The organism is Arthrobacter sp. MMS24-T111 (assembly GCF_054888995.1).
On sequence record NZ_JBTZRO010000001.1, the window covers coordinates 1,269,279 to 1,287,652 of the forward strand.

The 18,374-nt window shown below is 66.8% G+C and carries 17 protein-coding genes and 2 pseudogenes; 7 read left to right on the plus strand and 12 right to left on the minus strand.

Going from position 1 to position 18,374, the window contains the following annotated elements; translation table 11 throughout:
• The 7 genes and pseudogenes from ACX5I6_RS05855 to ACX5I6_RS05885 all read right to left on the minus strand — a co-directional run bounded on the left by ACX5I6_RS05855 (nt 1) and on the right by ACX5I6_RS05885 (nt 7,734).
• Nucleotides 1-999 (minus strand): fumarylacetoacetate hydrolase family protein, encoded by a 999-nt coding sequence (locus ACX5I6_RS05855; RefSeq protein ID WP_461839825.1) that lies wholly within the window; start codon nt 997-999, stop codon nt 1-3.
• A gap of 12 nt (nt 1,000-1,011) precedes the next feature.
• Nucleotides 1,012-2,085: an amidohydrolase family protein gene (locus tag ACX5I6_RS05860; RefSeq protein WP_461839826.1), complete on the minus strand. Its 1,074-nt coding sequence runs from the start codon at nt 2,083-2,085 to the stop codon at nt 1,012-1,014.
• A complete protein-coding gene (locus tag ACX5I6_RS05865) occupies nt 2,082-3,206 on the minus strand; it encodes an FAD-dependent monooxygenase (protein ID WP_461839827.1) in 1,125 nt (374 codons plus the stop codon). Before ACX5I6_RS05865 ends, ACX5I6_RS05860 begins: the two co-directional genes overlap by 4 nt.
• Nucleotides 3,207-3,260: 54 nt before the next feature.
• The gene (locus ACX5I6_RS05870; RefSeq protein WP_461839828.1) at nt 3,261-4,292 is read right to left on the minus strand and encodes a cyclase family protein; all 1,032 of its coding nucleotides are present in this window, start codon (nt 4,290-4,292) and stop codon (nt 3,261-3,263) included.
• Nucleotides 4,289-5,251: a fumarylacetoacetate hydrolase family protein gene (locus ACX5I6_RS05875; RefSeq protein WP_461839829.1), complete on the minus strand. Its 963-nt coding sequence runs from the start codon at nt 5,249-5,251 to the stop codon at nt 4,289-4,291. Before ACX5I6_RS05875 ends, ACX5I6_RS05870 begins: the two co-directional genes overlap by 4 nt.
• 7 nt (nt 5,252-5,258) lie before the next feature.
• Nucleotides 5,259-6,278 (minus strand): VOC family protein, encoded by a 1,020-nt coding sequence (locus ACX5I6_RS05880; protein WP_285246702.1) that lies wholly within the window; start codon nt 6,276-6,278, stop codon nt 5,259-5,261.
• 276 nt (nt 6,279-6,554) lie between these two features.
• Nucleotides 6,555-7,734 (minus strand): annotated as a pseudogene (locus ACX5I6_RS05885) (ABC transporter substrate-binding protein).
• 257 nt (nt 7,735-7,991) lie between these two features.
• Between ACX5I6_RS05885 and ACX5I6_RS05890 the strand changes: the two are divergent.
• The 4 genes from ACX5I6_RS05890 to ACX5I6_RS05905 all read left to right on the plus strand — a co-directional run bounded on the left by ACX5I6_RS05890 (nt 7,992) and on the right by ACX5I6_RS05905 (nt 9,879).
• Nucleotides 7,992-8,348, plus strand: coding sequence for an ArsR/SmtB family transcription factor (locus ACX5I6_RS05890; RefSeq protein WP_285246704.1), 357 nt, complete (start codon nt 7,992-7,994; stop codon nt 8,346-8,348).
• Nucleotides 8,341-8,784: an SRPBCC family protein gene (locus ACX5I6_RS05895; protein WP_461839830.1), complete on the plus strand. Its 444-nt coding sequence runs from the start codon at nt 8,341-8,343 to the stop codon at nt 8,782-8,784. The genes ACX5I6_RS05890 and ACX5I6_RS05895 overlap by 8 nt, the downstream gene beginning before the upstream one ends.
• A gap of 17 nt (nt 8,785-8,801) precedes the next feature.
• Nucleotides 8,802-9,410 carry a maleylpyruvate isomerase family mycothiol-dependent enzyme gene (locus ACX5I6_RS05900; RefSeq protein WP_461839831.1) on the plus strand — a complete coding sequence of 203 codons (609 nt, stop codon included), beginning with the start codon at nt 8,802-8,804 and terminating at the stop codon, nt 9,408-9,410.
• A 322-nt stretch (nt 9,411-9,732) separates the two neighbouring features.
• Nucleotides 9,733-9,879 (plus strand): lmo0937 family membrane protein, encoded by a 147-nt coding sequence (locus ACX5I6_RS05905; protein WP_109044233.1) that lies wholly within the window; start codon nt 9,733-9,735, stop codon nt 9,877-9,879.
• A gap of 55 nt (nt 9,880-9,934) precedes the next feature.
• Here the strand turns inward: ACX5I6_RS05905 and ACX5I6_RS05910 are convergent, their stop codons facing one another.
• Nucleotides 9,935-11,215, minus strand: a complete 1,281-nt coding sequence (locus ACX5I6_RS05910) for a Y-family DNA polymerase (RefSeq protein ID WP_285246941.1) — start codon at nt 11,213-11,215, stop codon at nt 9,935-9,937.
• 26 nt (nt 11,216-11,241) lie between these two features.
• Nucleotides 11,242-11,673 carry a LexA family protein gene (locus ACX5I6_RS05915; protein WP_461839832.1) on the minus strand — a complete coding sequence of 144 codons (432 nt, stop codon included), beginning with the start codon at nt 11,671-11,673 and terminating at the stop codon, nt 11,242-11,244.
• Nucleotides 11,674-11,762: 89 nt separating this feature from the next.
• Here ACX5I6_RS05915 and ACX5I6_RS05920 point away from each other — a divergent pair, with 89 nt between their 5' ends.
• The 3 genes from ACX5I6_RS05920 to ACX5I6_RS05930 all read left to right on the plus strand — a co-directional run bounded on the left by ACX5I6_RS05920 (nt 11,763) and on the right by ACX5I6_RS05930 (nt 13,794).
• Nucleotides 11,763-12,581, plus strand: a complete 819-nt coding sequence (locus ACX5I6_RS05920) for an HAD family hydrolase (RefSeq protein ID WP_285246708.1) — start codon at nt 11,763-11,765, stop codon at nt 12,579-12,581.
• 106 nt (nt 12,582-12,687) lie between these two features.
• Complete coding sequence (locus ACX5I6_RS05925) at nt 12,688-12,951, plus strand: hypothetical protein (RefSeq protein WP_285246709.1); 264 nt, start codon at nt 12,688-12,690, stop codon at nt 12,949-12,951.
• An 84-nt stretch (nt 12,952-13,035) separates the two neighbouring features.
• On the plus strand, nt 13,036-13,794 hold the full coding sequence (locus ACX5I6_RS05930; RefSeq protein ID WP_461839833.1) for a glycerophosphodiester phosphodiesterase: 759 nt from the start codon (nt 13,036-13,038) through the stop codon (nt 13,792-13,794).
• Nucleotides 13,795-13,806: 12 nt separating this feature from the next.
• Here the strand turns inward: ACX5I6_RS05930 and ACX5I6_RS05935 are convergent, their stop codons facing one another.
• From ACX5I6_RS05935 to ACX5I6_RS05945, 3 genes and pseudogenes are all read right to left on the minus strand, one after another.
• Complete coding sequence (locus ACX5I6_RS05935) at nt 13,807-14,838, minus strand: EAL domain-containing protein (protein WP_285246711.1); 1,032 nt, start codon at nt 14,836-14,838, stop codon at nt 13,807-13,809.
• A gap of 175 nt (nt 14,839-15,013) precedes the next feature.
• Nucleotides 15,014-16,565 (minus strand): annotated as a pseudogene (locus ACX5I6_RS05940) (putative bifunctional diguanylate cyclase/phosphodiesterase).
• A gap of 19 nt (nt 16,566-16,584) precedes the next feature.
• The gene (locus tag ACX5I6_RS05945) at nt 16,585-18,228 is read right to left on the minus strand and encodes a sensor histidine kinase (RefSeq protein WP_461839834.1); all 1,644 of its coding nucleotides are present in this window, start codon (nt 18,226-18,228) and stop codon (nt 16,585-16,587) included.
• Nucleotides 18,229-18,374 lie beyond the last annotated feature (146 nt).

Sequence of the window (18,374 nt, forward strand, 5' to 3'; positions counted from 1 at the left end):
CTAGGTACCGGTGGGAACCGCGGTTGCAACGCGGTTCCGCGGCCGGGTCCGGGCCGGTACCCGGGTCACGGCCTCGCGGCGGTCACCCACCCTGTTCTCGACGCTGCCGATGCCTTCCACGGTCATCCGGACCACGTCACCGGTTTTCAGCGGCGGGGGAGTCTGTGCCTCGTTCCGGCCCCAGAGCTCGGCCAGGCAGCCGCTGCCGCAGGTGCCGGAGCCCAGCACGTCCCCGGGCCGCACCACGGAATCCTGCGACGCATAGGCCACCAGTTCGGCGAACGGCCAGCCCATGTTGGAGAGCAGGTCCTGCCCGATCAGCTGCCCGTTGACTTCGACGGACATGGAGATGGGCAGGAAGCCCTCGGCGTCGCGCAGGGCCTCGAATTCGTCGGCGGTGACGATCCAGGGCCCCAGCGTGTTGGCGAAGTCCTTGCCTTTGCACGGACCCAGGCTGACTTTCATCTCCCGGCGCTGGAGGTCCCGGGCGGACCAGTCATTGAGCACCGTGTAGCCGAAGATGTGCCGGTGGGCTTGCTCGGCGTCCAGGTTCCGTCCGTCGCTGCCAGGGACGCGCCCGACGACGGCGGCAACCTCTGTTTCGAAGTCCAGGTCCGTGCAGCCTGCGGGAATCCCAATCACCTCGCCCGTACCGGTGACGGTGTGCGGGTTGGTGAAGTAGAACGTGGGTGCCTCGTACCATTCGGGCACTACGCCGGCCACGCCGTCGATGCTTTTCCGCACTCCCTCCACGTGTTCCTCAAACGCCACGAAGTCCCGGATGGTGGCCGGTTCCAGTGGGGCCAGCAGCCGCACCTCCGCCAGCGGTACGGGTGCGGCGGATGCGGTAACTTTCCGGGCAAGGTCGAGTGTCTCCTGCAGGCCGGCATCGAGCAGTGTCTGTATGGACTGGCCTGCCGGCAGCGCATAGCAGTGTTCGCCGTCCACGAAGCCGGACCACGTCCCGCCGTCGTGGTTCCAACGGGCAATCTTGACCATGTGGGGGTTTCCTTAAGCGTTGGGGTGGGTGGCCAGGGCGGCTGCCGCGGTGATGCCCAGGGCACGTGCGTTGCCGCCCAAGACCCGGGCCGCGTCGTCGGCCGGGAGTGCGGCGGCTTCCACCTCGTCCACCGGAAGGTCGGACCCCATGTCGAACGGGTAGTCCGAGCCGAGCAGCACCTGCTCCGGCCCGGCGGCGGCAACAAGGGCCCGCAGTTCAGCCGGGCTGTGGACGAGCGAGTCGAAGTACAGCTTCCGCAGGTAGGACGACGGCGGCGCGGCGCACCCATGAGCCTCCGGACGCACTTTCCAGGCACGGTCCGACCGGCCCAGCGTCGTGGGCAGGTAGCCGCCGCCGTGGGCGGCCAGGACCTTCAAGGCGGGGTGCCGGTCCAGGACACCGCTGAAAATCAGGTGGGACAGGGCCACCGCGTTCTCGGCCGGCTGGGACACGGTGTTGGCCAGGTAGAAGCGGTCCAGCCGCTCATCCAGCGAGCAGCCGAACGGGTGCAGGAACACCACGGCGCCCAGCTCTTCGGCGCGGGTCCAGAACGGTTCCAGCCGGGGGTCCGAGAGTTCAACGGTGCTCCGTTCCGGGTCACCGGGAGTGGCGGCGAAGGACCCGATTTCGACTCCCAGCAGGCCGCACTCCAGGACGGCGTGTTCCAAGGCATCCACCATCAGGCCCGGGTGCTGGAGCGGGACCAGGCCCAACCCGTTCAGTCTCACCGGCGCGCGGTCCACGAACCCGCGCACCGCCCGGTTGGCCTCCTGTGCCACGTCCAGCGCCAGCTGTTCGCCCGCAAAGTAGTAGAAGTGCGACGGCGACGGCGAGACCAGCTGCACGTCCACGCCCTGGGCATCCATGTCCGCCAGCCGGCGGTCCAGGTCGGTCAGCTGCGGCCAGCGTTCCTTGATCATCCGGCCCGAGGCGGCCATGGACTCCGGGCCGTTGCGGCGCACCTCCAGGGCTTGCTGGGCGCCGAAGCCGTCAGGATCCGCTTCGGCCACCAGCTGCTGGAGGGCCGGCAGCAGGATGTGTGCGTGCACATCCACCGTGGGGTTCGGGCCGGGAAGGGTGCTCATGCCGGCTCCTTCAGCATGACGGACAGGCCGTGCATCAGGCCGGGCACATCGGCGTCGCGGACGCCGTCGAGCATCCACTGGCCCAGCTGGACCGAGGCGTTCACCACTGCCGTGGCGCGGTCCAGCCGGCGGTCGCTGAACTCCTTGAACAGGGTTTCGGTGACGTCGTCGGCCTTGATCAGCAGCTCGGCCAGGACGGCGGCGTCCTCCAGGGCCATGGCGGCACCTTGTGCCACCGTTGGGGGGCAGCTGTGCGCGGCGTCGCCGATGATCACCGTGCGGCCGCGGTTCCAGGGTCCGTCCACCAGGTGGGTGGTGAACCACGTGTAGTTGATGCGGGCACTGTGGTCCAGGTTGGCGCGGATCTCGTTCCAGGGCCCGCCGTAGGCTGCTGCAAGTTCGGCCATGATGCGGGGGCCGTCCTCGTGCTTGCGTTCCTGGGCCTTCTCCACCAGGTAGGCGTAGATGGTGTCCGGGCCGGTGGGGCAGTAGCCGGCGATGAAGCAGGGGCCGCCGTAGGTGAGGTCGGTCCGGACCACTTCCGCCGGCCGCTCCACGAACGCCCGCCAGATGCCCATGCCGGTTGGCTGGGGTTCCATCTCGATGCCAATAGCCTTGCGGACGGCCGAGTGGAGGCCGTCGGCGCCGATCAGGAGGTCGTAGGTGGCCGTGCCGCCATCGGCGGTGCCCACGGTGACCGAACCGCCGTCGTCCGTGATGCTGGTGACCGTCCGGCCGTAGCTGATCCGGGCCCCCGCCTGTTCCGCCCGTTCACGGAGGATGGCCGTGAGGTCCGGCCGGTACATGCCCATGGTGGCCGGGAGGTCGTCGCCGCCGGTGCGGATGTCCTCCAGGACGGCGAGCACCGTGCCGGCCGGGTCCGGGGCCCGCAGGCCGAGCGTGCTGAAGGCGTAGCCCTTGGCCTCCACCTGGTCCCAGGCGCCGAGCTGGCGGAGGACGCGCAAGGCGTTCCCCTGCAGTGTGATGCCGGACCCGAGGGTTTGCGGTGCGTCTGCCTTCTCGAGGACTTCCACCCGGATTCCGGCGTCGGCCAGGAGGATGGCGGCGGCCAGCCCCGCGGCTCCCGCCCCCACGATTCCGACGTTCTGTACTGCTGCCATCGCTGACTCCTTTGTATTGACGGCGTTACTGCTGGTGGTTTGTTGTACTGAAAGCTACCGGACGGCGATCGGGTTGACCGGTGATCCCACGGCCCCGGTGATGGGGAGGGGAGCGGCCGTCAACAGGAAGTCGTACCTGCCGTCCGCCGCGCACGCCTCCGCCAGGGCGTCCGGATCCCACATCTCGCCGAGGAACAGGCCCAGGTTGGGGATGGCGATCTGGTGGAGGGGCTGGAAGGCGCCGTCGAACTCGTTGGGCCGGACCTCGAAACCCCAGGTGTCGGTGGCGATGCCGGCGATCTCGCTGCGGTGCAGCCAAGGCGCGGTGGTGAAGGACAGCCCCGGGGCCGAGCCGCCGGCATAGTCGCCCCAGCCGTCGCGGCTCACCCGGGTGTATTGCCCGGTGCGGATCACCACGATGTCGCCGCGCCGCACCTCGGAACTGGGCCCCTGGAGTGCGATGGTCCGCTCGAGGTGCTCGGGGGTGATGGCGAACCCGTCCGGCAGCTCGCCGTCGTTCCGTCCCAGGTCGGGACCAAGCGCCCGGCCGACGTCGAGCAGGACGCCCCGGGTGACGATCTTCGCCGCGGCTGTTTCGATGCCGGTGACCAGGTCGCCTTCGGAGGTGACGACGTCGCCGGCGGCCCGGCCGTTCCAGGCCTTGCCCTGGTCGAAGATATGGCCCAGGCCGTCCCACTGCGTGGAGCATTGCAGGGGCATGGCGATCACGTCGTCAGCGCCGCCGAAGCCGTGCGGGAAGCCCTGGTTGCCGCGTTCGGCGTCAACGCCCGTGTCCGTCATGGTGTGGACCGGGTTGGTGCGGCGGCGCCAGCCTTTTTGCGGGCCGTTGGTGTCGAACGGTTGGGAGAGCGAGAACGCCTCCCCGGTGCTGACCAGCGCGGCGGCCTCGACCCGTTTGGCGGCGTCGATGAAGTTCAGGGTGCCCAGGACGTCGTCCTGGCCCCAACGGCCCCAGTTGCTGTGTTCCCGGGCCATGGCGCGGATGCTGCCGAGCGGATCCTCACGCCGGATAACCGGGGAATCAATGGATTCCCCGGCGCCGGTTGCTGTGTCCTGGGTGGTCACGGCTTGCTGCTTTCGGTTGGAGTTTCGTCCTTGCAGAGGATGCGCTGGGTGCCCAGCCCGGTGATGGTGCCTTCCATGACGTCGCCGTCCTGGAGCAGCCGTCCCCAGTGCTGGCCGTTACCGGCCGGGCTGCCGGTGAGGACAAGGTCGCCGGGGCGCAGCGGCATGATCTGCGAGGCTTCGCTGACCAGTTTGGCAACGCCGAAGATCATGTCCTGCGTGGATTCGTCCTGCATGGCCTTGCCGTTGAGCTTCAGGGTCACCTGGACGTCCTGCGGGTCGCCGAAGAATTTGGCCGGCACCAGCAGCGGTCCCGTGGGCAGGAAGCCGGGGGCGTTCTTGGCGCGGTACCAGTCCGATCCGATGGCGGGCATGTCCTTGCGGAAGACGTACTCGCGCGTGGTGATGTCATTGACCATGGTGTACCCGAAGACGTGCTCCAGGGCTTCTGCGGGGGTGACCCGGAACGCCGTCTTCCCGATCACCGCGGCCAGTTCCAGCTCCCAGTCGTGGGACTTGCTGTAGGCGGGCAGGGTGAGGTCGTCCGTGGCGGACGCGACTGCCGTCGGAAGCCCGATGAAGAAGTACGGTGTGCCCTGCCCCGCGCGCTTGTCCATCATCGCGGCAGTCTTGGCGCGCACCTCTTCCGCGTCTTCGCCCGGCTCGCGGTGCGCCACGGCCAGGTCGACCACGTGCTTGCGGTAGTTGGCGCCGGTCTGCAGGATCTGGACCGGCTCCACGGGGGCCAGAACCTCGACGTCGGCCAGCGCCAGGCCGGTGCCCTTGCCCGCAGAGGCGGCCAGGGCCTCCAGCTGTCCTTCCGTGGTGTCCCAGTGCTCGATCAGGGAGTTGATGTCCCCGTCCAGGGGCAGGACCCTGTCATCAACCAGCAGGCCCGCGCGGGCCTTCCCGCCGCCAGGCTCCTGGAACCGGATGAGTGCGTAAGGTGCTTCGGCCATGGTGCCGTTAGCCCCGTCCCTGCTTGGCGTACGGGTTCAGGAGGGCTTCCTTCATCTCCGGCGACGCGCCTTCCTCGGTGGCCGTGAAGCCTTCAGCCGGCGGGAACGACTCGGTCATGGAGTGCGGCATGGCGCCGTTCTTGTAGAAGTTGTTGGAGCCCTCCGACGGCTTCCAGGTGTTGGCCTCCCAGTCCGGGACGTAGTTGCGGTAGCCGCCGGAGTTCAGCTCGACGCGCAGGCCGGACGGTTCGCGGAAGTAGAGGAAGTTCTGCTCGCCCACGCCGTGGATGGAGGGGCCATATTCCATGGCGGTGCCGTTTTCCATCATGACGTCCGCGGTGCGGAGCAGGTCCTCTGTGGTGTCCACCCAGAAGGCGATGTGGTTGACGCGGCCGGCACGCTGGGACGTGTCCTTGACGACGCCGAGGTCGTGGGACTTCTCGTTGGTGGTCAGGACCGAGAACACGGTGATGGGGGCTTCGTCCAGGTCCACGAAGGCCATCACGCGGAAGCCCAGGGCGTCGCCGTACCACTTGGCGAAGCCGCGGACGTCGGAGGCGGCGACGGTGACGTGGTCCAGGAAGCGCGGTGCTGCGGCGTGGCTGCTGCGGCGCTCCGGCCGGTCCGGGTAGGTGGATTCGAACCCGGGCTCGGCGACGAACTTTTCCACGTCGTAGAAGAGGCGCATGTGGTGGCCGTAGGGGCCGGTGAATTCGTAGGCCTTGCCGTAGCCATGGCCGCCTGCGGTCCAGGTGCCCTGCACTCCGGTCGCTTCGATGCGCTGGGCGGCTGCTTCGAGGGCGGCCTGCGAGTTGGTGCGCCAGGCCATCCGGCCCAGCGATGCTTCCGGTCCTTCGGTGACCACCAGGCTGTAGCGGTAGTAGTCGCCCCAGCAGCGGAGGTAGACGTTGCCGTCCACGCGGTCGACGATGCGCATGCCGAACTTTTCCTCGTAGAACCGTGCGGACGCTTCGACGTCCGGGCTGGTGATCTCGAGGTGGGCAAGATGGGAGAGGGGAGTTTCCACGTTGAAGTCCTTCTGGGTTTTACCGGCTGCGGTTTGGTGCAGGTCCTGTTACCACTGTGAGGCACTTCATATATTCGGGGAATGGCAGGTTTTCGATATCAGATATCCGCCACGCTGATACTCCCTCCCCTGCGACGCCCGCTCACTTCTTGCTCCCAAAACGGCAACGCCCGCTCACTTCTTGCTCCCAAAACGGCGACGCCCGCTCACTTTCCTGAAGGGAGTGAGCGGGCGTTGACCTAAAAGAGGTAATAAGTGAGCGGGCGTGCGGCGAAACTATTCCTTGCCGAGCCCGGCGGCCGAGGTCTTCTCACCGGACACGCTGTTGAGCGCCCGCAGGTCGAAGAGCCCGTTGATGTCGGCCTGCTTGGTGGTGCCGGCGGTCACGCCGTCGGCCAGGAGCTTTTGGTAGGTTCCGGCAAGCGGGTCCACGGTGAAGACGATGTTCTTCAGGGACCGGTCAATGACATCCGGTTTCAGCTCCGCGCCGGCGGCTTCCTTCAAGGCGGAATTGATCACTGTGGCCTTGTCGGCGGCAGAAGCGCTGTTCAGCCACTCAACCGATTTCACGTGGCCCTTCAGCAGCGCCTTGACGGTGTCCGGGTGGTCCGCCGCGAACTTCTGGTTGACGATCAGGATGGTGGTGGGGAACTCGCCCGGCTTGCCTGAGAGGGAGCCGTCCCACAGGTCCTTTTCATCCACCAGCACCTTGGCGCCGGCGTTCAGCACCAGGCGGGAGGCCCAGGGCTCCGGCAACCACGCGCCGTCGAGCTTTCCGTCCTGGAACAGCTTGAGCGTCTGGGCGTTCTCGGTGGGGTTGATGGCGACGTCGCCGCTGCCGTCGACATTCGTTTTGTAGCCCTGCGATGAGAGCCAGGCCCGAAGGGCGACGTCCTGGGTGCCGCCCAGCTGCGGCGATGCCAGGGTCTTGCCCTTGAGGTCTGCGGCGGAGGTGATCTCCGGCTTGACCACGAGCTGCGCTCCGCCGGCGGCAAGCTCCGGCGATGATGCTCACCGATTGGCCCTGGCTCTTGACGAATGAGTTGATGGCCGGGTTGGGGCCGATATAGGTGGCATCGATGGCGCCCGCGTTCAGGGCTTCGATGGCGGCCGGACCGGCATTGAAAACCTGGGTGCTGAGTTTGGTGCTGCCCAGTTCCCCGGCGATAAAGCCTTTGCTGACGCCCACCAGGGCCGGGGCGTGCGTGACGTTGCCGAAGTAGCCCAGTTTCAGCTCGGCTGCCGGGTTGCCGGACGGGGCGCTCTCCTGGGTTGCGGCCGGGGCGCCACTGTTGACGGCGGAGGCGACGGCGGCGCCACCGCCAACCAGGGCCAGGATTGCCGCCGTGATGCCGATTTTCAGGCCCAAAGGGCGCTTGGGTTTGGCTGACTGGCCGGCCACGATGCGCGTGGACTTCTGCGGGTTCTGCGGACCGTTGTCCTGCGGGTTGGTCATGGGGATTCCTTTGCTGGGGCGGATGCTGAGACGAGGTTACGGAGCGCCCCCGGGGCCACAATCGTTCGTGTCGCACTGGTTCACCCGGCGACGCGAAGGCGCAACGCGGCGTCGCGCGGCGTCAAAAAACGTCGTGAAGCGTCTCTTTGCGTGCGGCCCCGCCGGCCCCGCAGCGGCGGATGCCAGGACAGTATTTTGCTTGACGGTTAATTAGCCAGTAAGTAAAATACTGAGATGGAGAAATTTTGGAGGCCCACATGACAGTTGTGGAAGATCAGCGGCTCGACGCGATGTTCAGCGCGCTTTCCGACCCGACGCGCCGGGCCATCGTGGTCCGGCTCGCCGCCGGCGACGCCACCGTCAACGAACTGGCGGAACCGTTCAACTTGAGCCTTCCGGGCATCTCCAAGCACCTGAAGGTTCTCGAAAGATCGGGATTGATCAGTCGAGGCCGGAAAGCCCAGTTCCGACCCTGCCACCTGGAGTTGCAGGCCCTCGACGTCGCTGCCGGCTGGATCGAGGAGAGCCGGCGCCTCTGGTCTGAGCGCTTCGACAAGCTCGACCAACACCTCCGCAACCTGCAGGAACCCCCGAATGGAGACCGCCATGAATGAGAACACCCTCCGCTTCACCCGCATCTTCGAGGCGCCACGGCAGCTGGTCTTCAGCTGCATGGTCGAACCCGAGCACCTGACCCATTTCTGGGGTCCGACTGGCGTCACCACGCCCTTGGACACAATCACCGTGGATGCCCGGGTCGGAGGTGCCTTCACCACCGTCATGGTCAACGACGTCGACGGCAGCACCTACCCGACCAGCGCACGGTACGTTGAGGTGAACCCGCCAGAGCGCCTGTCGTGGATAGAGGACCACTCGGGGATGACCGTGACCATCACCTTCACCGAGCTCGGCACGCGCCGCACCCAAGTCGACATCGAACAAACGAACGTTCCGGCACCAATGCTGGATCCCGCAGCCCAGGCCGGATTCCTCACCTCACTGGACCGCTTCGAGACCTACCTGGCCCAGCACGCCGGAGCCCACCGATGAGTGCGGACGGCCGGCCCATGGCGAACATAGCAGCCGAGCGGCGGGCCTTTACCAAGATCCTGGAACTGCTGCCCCAGCAGGCGTGGGACGCCCCCTCGCTCTGCGCCGGCTGGCGTGTCCGGGAAGTCGTCGCGCACATGGCCATGCCCCTGCGCTTCTCCACCCCGCGGTTCATCGGCGAGTTGCTCCGCTCCCGCGCCAACTTCGCCCGCATGGCGGATCGGGTCGCGCGCCACGACGCCCAGGAGGCGGTCAGCACCTTGCTTCACCGCTGGCGCGCGAACGAGGACACGCTGTGGAAGCCGCCAGGCGGTGGACTCCAGGGAGCCCTTACCCACGACATCGTCCATGGCCTGGACATCACCATCCCGCTCGGCCTCAAACATCCGGTCAGCGACGCAAGCCTCCTCACGGTCCTCGACCACGCGACCAGCCCGCTCAGCCGGAAGCATTTCCGCCTTGACCTGTCCGGCGTCCGGCTCGAAGCCACCGATCTGGACTGGGCCTTCGGAGATGGCGAACCCCTCCGCGGCGCCGCTCATCATCTCCTGATGGTGCTCATGGACCGCCGGCTGCCCAACGGTGCCCTCGCCGGCGGGGCAACTGCCCGGTTCACCACCGCCTGATCCTGCCCCGGCCCCGGCGTGTTCGCTGCGAACTGTTGGGATACTGCATCCTGGCGCGAAATCCCGCGCAAAGGGGACACGTTTATTTTTTGATGCCCTGCCATTTCCAGCAGGGGCATCCTGAAATAGTCTGGGATTTGCCACGCAATTTAGGTGTGGGGATTCAGCAGGTCACTGCGATGTTTTACCGGCCGTGCTGATGAATGGAAGCGGCATGGGGGCCTGGAGTGGGAGGTAGGGGAGTATTCCTTGCAGTAGGCCCGGCTAAGGCGCCGTACTGCACGTGCACCAGTTCCAACGAATAACAATGCAGGAGAAAATCATGTTGCTTTGGATCGCTATTATCATCGCCGTTCTCTGGCTCCTCGGACTGCTCGCCAACATTGGCGGCGGGCTCATTCACATCCTTTTGGTTGTTGCCGTGGTAGTCCTGATCTTCCATTTCGTCCGCGGCAGGTCCCGCGCCTGATGGGCACAAGGGTCCCTGCCGCCGGCCGTGGTGCCGCCGGCGGGGACCCCAAGGGTCAGGCGGCCTTCACCAGCGGCAGTTCGTCCCAATGCGTTGTGTACCGGGGTGAACGCATATTGCGCTTCATGGTCCAGTCAAGGCCGGACTTGACCCCTGCGTACCCCAATCCGATGGAACCCCGCCCAAAGCGGCGGCTGACATCCTCCAGCAGCGGCCCGATGCCGCGTTCCTCGTGCCTGTTCTCGAAAGGCTCCAGCGGCGGCTGGTTGCCCGTGGGCCGAAGATCGGTCAGCATCAGGCCTGCTTTCGCGTATTTGAGCCCTTCCCGGATTTTCGGCAGCAGCGCGTGCGCGGCCTTGGTGAGCAGGAGCGGATCCGCGGTGGGCACGGGAAGCCGGACGCACACCGAAGGGTACGCCTGCTCCTGGTTCCGGAACGGCGAGGTGGCTGCGAACGCCGTCAGCACCTTTGCCTGGAGCCCATGTTTGGACAGGCGTGCGCTCGCCTGCTGGCTGTAAATACCCAGCACCTCCCGCAAACCGGCAGGCGTGGTCACCGGGGTGGCGAAGGAGCGGGAAAAGATCAACTGGTCGCGGCCAACGCGCTCCTCCTCCATGGGAATGCAGGGAGTGCCGCGCAGTTCGAGGACCGTACGCATCAGCACCACCGAAAACTTTCCCCTGATCACCACCGGGTCGGCGTGCATCAGGTCCAGCACGGTGAAGACCCCCATGGCATTCAGGCGCTTGGCCAGGCGCCCGGCGACGCCCCAGATCTCGTCCACGGGCAACCGGCCCATCAAACCCTCCCGCACCGGCGGCGGCACTGACTCCCAGAGGCACACTCCGCCAAATGCGGGATTGTTCTTGGCCCACTTGTTGCACAGCTTGGCCAGTGTTTTGGTGGGAGCTATCCCTACGCACACAGGAACCCCGACATGCCGCAGCACGGCCTCCTTGATCCCGCGGCCAAGGACCAGCAACTGGTCCGGGCCGCCCTTGACGCCGAGGAACGCCTCGTCAATGCTGTACACCTCCAGCCACGCCGAGTAGCGGCCCAGCAGCTCCATGACGCGGGCACTGATGTCCCCGTACAGCTCATAATTGCTGGACCTGGCCACCAGGCCCCATTCTTTGGCCCGCGGCGCGAGCTTGAACCAGGGTTCCCCGGTGGAGATGCCGAGGGCTTTCGCCTCGGGGGACCGGGTAACCGCGCAGCCGTCATTGTTGGACAGGACGACGAGCGGCCGGCCTTCCAGGGAGGGATCGAAGGCGCGCTCCGCCGACGCGTAGAAGCAGTTGACGTCCACGTGGGCGATCTGCGGCATGCGCCGCATGGGAGCCGGTTTAGCCACGAGGCACCTCACACATGATGCAGGCACCGGGTGGCAACGCCCCAGATGGTCAGCTCGGACAAGGCCGGTACCCGAATGTCCGGATACCGCGGGTTTTCCGCCTGTAGCACCACTCCGTTGACGGTGATGCGAAGGCGCTTGACCGTCAGTTCTCCGTCCAGGACGGCGATCACCACAGACCCGTCCCGCGGTTCCAGGGCCCGGTTCACAATGAGTTCATCGCCGTCGCTGATGCCCGCGCCTTCCATGGAGTCCCCGGTTACCCGGACCACGAACGTGCTGGTGATGTCCTTGATCAGGTGGGCGTTCAGGTCGATCCGGCCATCGAAATAGTCCTGTGCGGGCGACGGAAACCCCGCCGCCACTGCCACGGGCGCGATCAGCACGGACAACAAGGAGGCGCCCGCGTCTATCACGCGGGGACCGATAACAACGCCCACAACACACCCTTATTCGAAAATATGTTCGATACTTCAGTGTAGCGCCGGAGGCCGACAACGGGACCCGGCGGCCAACGTAGACTTGCAGGATGCGGCTGGTTGCAAGCGATATTGACGGAACGATCCTTGGGCACGACGGAAAAATCAGCCCGCGCACCATACGCGCCTTCCACGCCTGCCGGGATGCCGGCGTCGAACTGGTCTTCGTCACCGGGCGCCCCCCGCGCTGGCTGCACCCGCTCGAGGAGCAGCTGGGCCACGCCGGACGGGTGATCTGCTCCAACGGTGCCGTCGTCTGGGACTTGGAAGCGGACCGACTGGTATCCGCCCGCGCGCTGGCCACCGCTTCCGTCCTGGACATCCGGCGCATCATCAAGGAACTCCGGCCCGCCGCGCTGTTCGCAGCGGAAACGCTCACCGGGTTCCACCTTGAGCCGGGCTTCATCGAAAACGAATCCAGCGAACTCCTCGCCGAATTCACTCCGGCGCCGCTCCATGAAACGCTCACGGGGGACGATTCCGTGGTCAAATTCCTGGCCATTGTCCGGGAGGGCACCCCGGATGACTTCCTCGCCGAGGTGGCGCCCGCCGTCGAACACCTGGCCGCCGCCACCCACTCCTCGCCCGGCGTCGCCATGCTGGAACTGTCCCTTCCGGGCGTGAACAAGGCCGTCACCCTGGCCGAGTACGCGGCCGCACTGGGCATCGATGCCGCCGACGTGGTCGCCTTCGGCGACATGCCCAACGACATCGAGATGCTCCGCTGGGCCGGGCACGGTTACGCGATGGCCAGCGGCCACCCCGAGGCCATCAGAGCGGCGGGCCGGCAGGCACCGCACTTCGACGACGACGGCGTGGCCCAGGTCCTCGAGGCCAGGCTGGCAGCCCTGGGCGTCCAGTTTTCCTGACTCCCGCCCCATACTTCCAGCTGGCGCTCACCTGGCGTTTACCTTTCGCCTGTAGCGTCAAGCGTGGAGGGTTCGCCCCTCACCGGCCGGCTCACAGGGGGTTCCGATGGCACGAAGCGTCAAACAGCGCGCAGCAGACGCGCCGCTGCGCAAGGCAACGCCTGATCCGCACTGGAAGCAGTTGCGCCAGGGCGACAGAGTCCGCGTCCTGCTGTCACCCGGCTTCCAAGCGAGCGGGGTAGTGGACACCATCACCGCAGACCACAGCGCCGTCTGGGTCCACCTGGATGGCGGCCGCGGACGCGTCCTGCTGCACTGCGGCGACGGCGTGGACATCCTGCCCTGCGGCGAGACCGACTGCCGGGACTGACGGTGCGGGCCTCGGGTACGCTCGCAGGGTGACCCTGCCCTTTTTCAACACCCCGACGACGCCGGGCGGCAGCTTCCCATCGCCATGGCCCACCGGGGCTTCTCGGTGGACGGGCTGGAAAACTCCATGGCCGCGTTCCGCGCCGGCATCGAACTCGGCTTCCGCTATCTCGAAACGGATGTCCACACCACGGCGGACGGCGTGCTGCTGCTGTTCCACGATGAATTCCTGAACCGGGTGACCGACGGCAAAGGAAGGGTCGGGGACCTTGCCGCCGCAGAGGTGGCGAAGGCGCGGATCGACGGCCGTGAACCCATTCCCACGTTCGACGAGCTGGTCACCGGCCTGCCGGAGGCCAGGCTGAACCTCGACGTCAAGGACTGGGATTCGGTGCGGAGCACTGCCGCCGCGATCGAGCGGCACCAGGTGCACCACCGGGTGCTGGTCACCAGCTTTTCGGACCGGCGGCGGCGGGCGGTGCTGAAGCTGCTCAGCCGGCCGGTGGCCTCCTCCGCCGGCGTGGCCTCGAATGCCCTCTTCACCCTCCTGGGACCTGTCCTTCCGCGGGCGGCCTTCCGCCGGATCATGCGCCGGCCGCTCCGCGATATCCAGGCATTGCAGGTTCCCGTGCGGTACGGACGGGTCCCCGTGGTCACCGCAGGCTTCATCCGCCGCGCCCACGACCTTGGCCTGGTGGTGCATGTCTGGACCATCAACGAGGCCGCTGAGATGCACCGCCTCCTCGAGCTCGGAGTGGACGGCATCGTCACGGACCGTGCGGACCTGCTGCGCGAGGTGCTCAGTGCACGCGGCCAGTGGCCGCCGGCGCAGGAACCCCGGTAGGTTCCGTGCCGGCTACTCGCCGGGGCTGGCCAGGTGGCGTTCCAGGCCGTCCACGTCCAGGCGGGTGTTCCAGTTGGCCCAGTCCTCAGGCCGTACCGAGGGGCGGCCCAGCAGGTAGCCCTGGCCGGCGCTGATGCCGAGTTCCGTCAGGACCTTCAGCTCGCCCACTGTCTCAATGCCTTCGGCCACCAGGGTGATGCCGATCTGGTCCGTGAAGTCCACCAGGCAAGCGGCGAGGGCGCGCTGGACGCCGTCTTTGTCCACGTCACCGATCACGTTGCGGCCCACCTTGAGGAAGTCCGGGCGCAGGTGGATCATGCGGCTCAGGGCGCCGGCTCCGGTGTGGGTGTCGTCCACGGCGATCCGGAGGCCCTTTTCGCGGAGGGGATTGAGTGCGGAGATGAACTGAAGGTATTCCTCTTCCGGAATGTCTTCCGTCAATTCGAGCACCACCCGGTCGATGGGGAGCTCGATGTGCTCGAACAGTTCGGGCAGCCGCGGGTCCATGCAGGACGTGGGGGAGATGTTGAGGGACACGTAGAGGGAACCGGGCAGGTCACGGGCAGCTGCTGCAGCCGAGCCCAGGGCGGAGAACTCAAGGTTCGCGCCCAGGCCCACGGCCTCTGCCTCGGCAAACCAGAGTTCGGCGGTGGCGCCGTCGTCGCTGACGAAGCGCGAGAGCGCCTCCACACCCACCACGGCCTTTCCCTCCAGCCCGTAGATGGGCTGGAAGGCGGTCATCAGCATGTGGTTTTCCAGCAGGGCGCTGATCCGGGAGGCGCTGCGGATGGCGTCCAGCTGTTCGGCCAGCTTCGGTGGCAGTACGGGCGGCGCCAGGCGCATCTGCCGTACGGATTCAATGGTTTCCGCCGTGTTGGCGTCGCTCTTCCGGGCCTCCAGGAGATATTCCAGCAGGGCCCGCTCGGGCACGCCGGGATTCTCGTCGAGGCTGTCGCTCAGCCGCTGCCGGACAGCGGCCCCCGCGGGATCCGTATCCGAGAGTACTGCGGCGATAATTCCCCATGCTTGTACACGAACCGACATTAGCTACGCCCCCAGTTGACGAAGTAATGACCCATTGGCCCATTAATGTTCAATTTCAAAAACGCCTTTTAGAGTCCGGTGCTGCTGTGAGACCTGAAATTCCGCGGCGACGAAAAAGCCGGACACCGCACGCTGATCGTATAACGGCGGCCACAAAAGCGCAGTAGTTTGCGCACTACTGGTTAGCGCTTTCCGCCCGCTCTTTCAATAAACCTGGAATCTGGTCGGGTGGGACCGGCCGGCCGAAGTAGTAGCCCTGGGCGCTGCGGCAGTCCAGGCTGCGAAGGATTTCCGCCTGCTCCGCCGTTTCCACCCCCTCCCAGACAGCTTCCAGCCCGCAGGCACGCACCAGCTGGAGGACTGCTGCCACCAGGGCAGGCTGGCTGGGGTCGCTCTCCAGCCCGGTGATCAGCGACCGGTCAACTTTGACCCGGTCCACCGGCAAGCGGCGGAGGTAGCTGATGGATGAGTAGCCGGTGCCAAAGTCGTCGATTTCAATGCCTACGCCCAGGCCCCGCAGGCCGCCCAGCGAGTATCGGTCCAGCTCATTGCCCTTGACGATTGCCACTTCCGTCAGTTCCAGGACCACCTGGTCGGGCCGGACGCGGGTTTCCTTCAGGACGTTGCGCACGTCCTCGATGAACTGCAGGCTTTGGAGGTCCGTGGCGGAGATGTTGATCCGCACCGAGAAATCGCTGTCCACCAGCGAGCTGTCGATCCATTCCCGCAGCTGCCACACAGCGGTCCTGAGGACCCACAGGCCCAGCTCGGAGATCAGCCCCGCCTCCTCCGCCAGCGGGATGAACTCGTCCGGCATGATGAAGCCCCGGGTGGGATGGTTCCAGCGGACCAGCGCCTCCACGCCCTCGACGCGTCCGGTGTTGAGCTCAACCACCGGCTGGTAGTAGAGGGTCAGGCCATCCTCCTTGATGGCTGCGCGCAGGTCATCCACCAGCTGGCTGCGGAGGCGCCGCATCAGCAGCAGCGCGGGTTCGAACCGGTGCAGCTTGTTCTGGCCCTCCGCCTTGGAGGCGTACATGGCGACGTCGGCCTCCATCAGCATGTCCTCCGGGCTCTGGCCCTCGCTGCCCAGGCTGAGCCCGATGCTGGCACCGCAGCGCACGCTGCGGCCGGGGAAGCTCGATGGGTTCGCTGAGCGCCGCCAGGATGCGGTGTGCCACGATGGCGGCCTGGTCCGGCGATGCCGTGGGCATCACGATGGCGAATTCGTCGCCGCCCAGGCGGGCAACGACGTCGGAAACGCGCACCGCGCCCCGCAGCCGTTCGCCCACGGTCACCAGCACCTGGTCGCCGGCGGTATGTCCAAGGCTGTCGTTGATCGACTTGAACGAGTCCAGGTCCATCAGCAGGATCGCCGGGCACTCCCCGGCCGGTTCCAGGCCCCTTCCGTCCACAGCCAGCAGGGCGGTCCGAAGGGCTTCGATGAGGGCGGACCGGTTTGCCAGGCCGGTCAGGGGGTCCTGCATCGCCATTTTCTGCATTTCCAGGTGGGCCTCGTGCAGCAGTTGGGTCCGGACCTGGACCCGCTGTTCGAGTTCCTGGTAGATGATCTCCAAATCCTCGGCGAGCAGGTTGGTGCCCATGATGATGGCGTCGAGTTCGTCCCGGGCGGGGGAGACCTCAATCCGGGAGGTGAGGTCGCCGGAAGCGAGCCGGACAATGCCTTCCAGCAGCTGGGAAAGCCGGGGGTCGTCGTCGGCAAACATCGCCAGTCCTCCTTCCCGCTTAGTTGACCTGGACGTGGTCGGTGCCAAGGGGAAGGCTGACTGTCACAGTGGTCCCGGCACCCAGGGTGGAGGCCACCTCGATGCTGCCGCCGTGGCGGTCCACGATGTCCTTGGAGATGGCCAGGCCCAGGCCCGTGCCCGGGATGGCCCCGCTCATGGCATTGGAAGCCCGGTAGAAGCGCGTGAACACGTGGTTGATCTCGTCGCTGGAAATGCCGATGCCGGTATCGGCGATCCGGACGGTGGCCCATTTGGATCCGTCGGCACCGGCGTGGGACTCACTGCCCACCTCGATGCGTCCGCCGCTGGGCGTGAACTTGATGGCGTTGGACACCAGGTTGGTGAAGACCTGCTGGAGCTGCACCTCGTCAGCCAGGATCTCCGGATCCTCTGGAACGGGGTCGACGTCGATGGTGACGTTCTGCAGCGTGGCCAGCGGCCGCAGCGCGGCGGCCACCAGGTCAAGGGTTTGCCCAAGGCGTACTGGCGCCAAGTGCATCATGGTGTCATCGAGTCCGCCACGCGAGACGCTGAGCATGTCTTCGATGAGCGTCCGCAGCCGTTCGGTGTTGCGGACCACGATGTCCAGCATCTGGTGGACTTCCTTGGATACCGGGTGCTCAGTGCTTTCCTGGATCATGTCCAGGTACGCCATGATCGAGGTCAGCGGCGTCCTCAGCTCGTGGTTCACGGTGGCTAGGAAGTCCGTCTTTGCCTTGTCGAGTTCCCGCAGCTGTTTGACCACCTGCTGCTGGCTGTTAATCAGGTGGCTTTGGATCAGTCCGTACGCGGCGTTGCCCGCGACGTGCTGGATCAGCCCGAGCTCGGCGCTTGACCAGGTCCTGGGCCGCTCCATCGTGGCGATCCAGATGATGCCCAGGGACGAGTTACCTTCACCGATGGGAACCGCCAGGGTGGAGGCGGCGCCGGCTACGGCGGGTGCCGGCCTGGCGGCGGGATCCGCGGCGGCCTCGCTTCCGTCGGCAGACAGCGTTTCCGTGCCCGCCCAGAGGGCATCTGCCGTGGCTCGGGCTTCGTCCTCGCCAGGCAGGGCTTCGGGGCGCAGCTCCACCAGCCCGCGCCGGCGCCAGGTGGCCGTGATCACCGGGACCCTGTGGTCCTCGAAGGTGGCCAGGACAACGTAGTCGGCCTTGAAGGTCCGGCCGAATCCGGCCACGACGTGGTTGGCAATTTCCTGGGGATCGTTGGTGGCGCGCACTGCCGCGGAAACTTCCCGCAGCTGCTCGCGGAGCCCCTCCGCCTCCTGCCGTGACGCGCGGCGGCGGGATACCTGCTCGATGAGGACCGACGCGCGGTGGACCAGCTCCCGGGGTGCGGGCGGCTTGGTGATGCAGTCGTGGATGCCGGCGGGGTTCGCCGCCTCGATGTCCGCGGGATCGTCCAGGTCCACCATCACCAGGACCGGGGCATTCGTCCGGACCGCTGACAGCGGCGCGTCGGCGACGATGATGGAAGGCTCGCCGGCATCTAGCAGCCGGTTCAGGGACGCGGAGTCGGCGGCTTCAAGAACGGTGTAGCCGGCCTCCCGCAGTGCCTGTGCGTTAAGGGCCAGGCGCCCGGCGTCGGGATCGGCGACGACGGCGGTGCGGGGCAGGCGCGCGTCACTCGGGACAGCCGTCACAGTGCTCCCTTCCCTCCCAGTTGAGTACATTGTAGGGGGATGCGGTGTGCCGGGGGCCACCATGGCCGTTCCATGGCCGAATCGGCCGCCCAGGGCCGGGGCGCGCCGTAATGTAGCGCAAGGTGCGCCGCCTGCGGGGGCGGGAA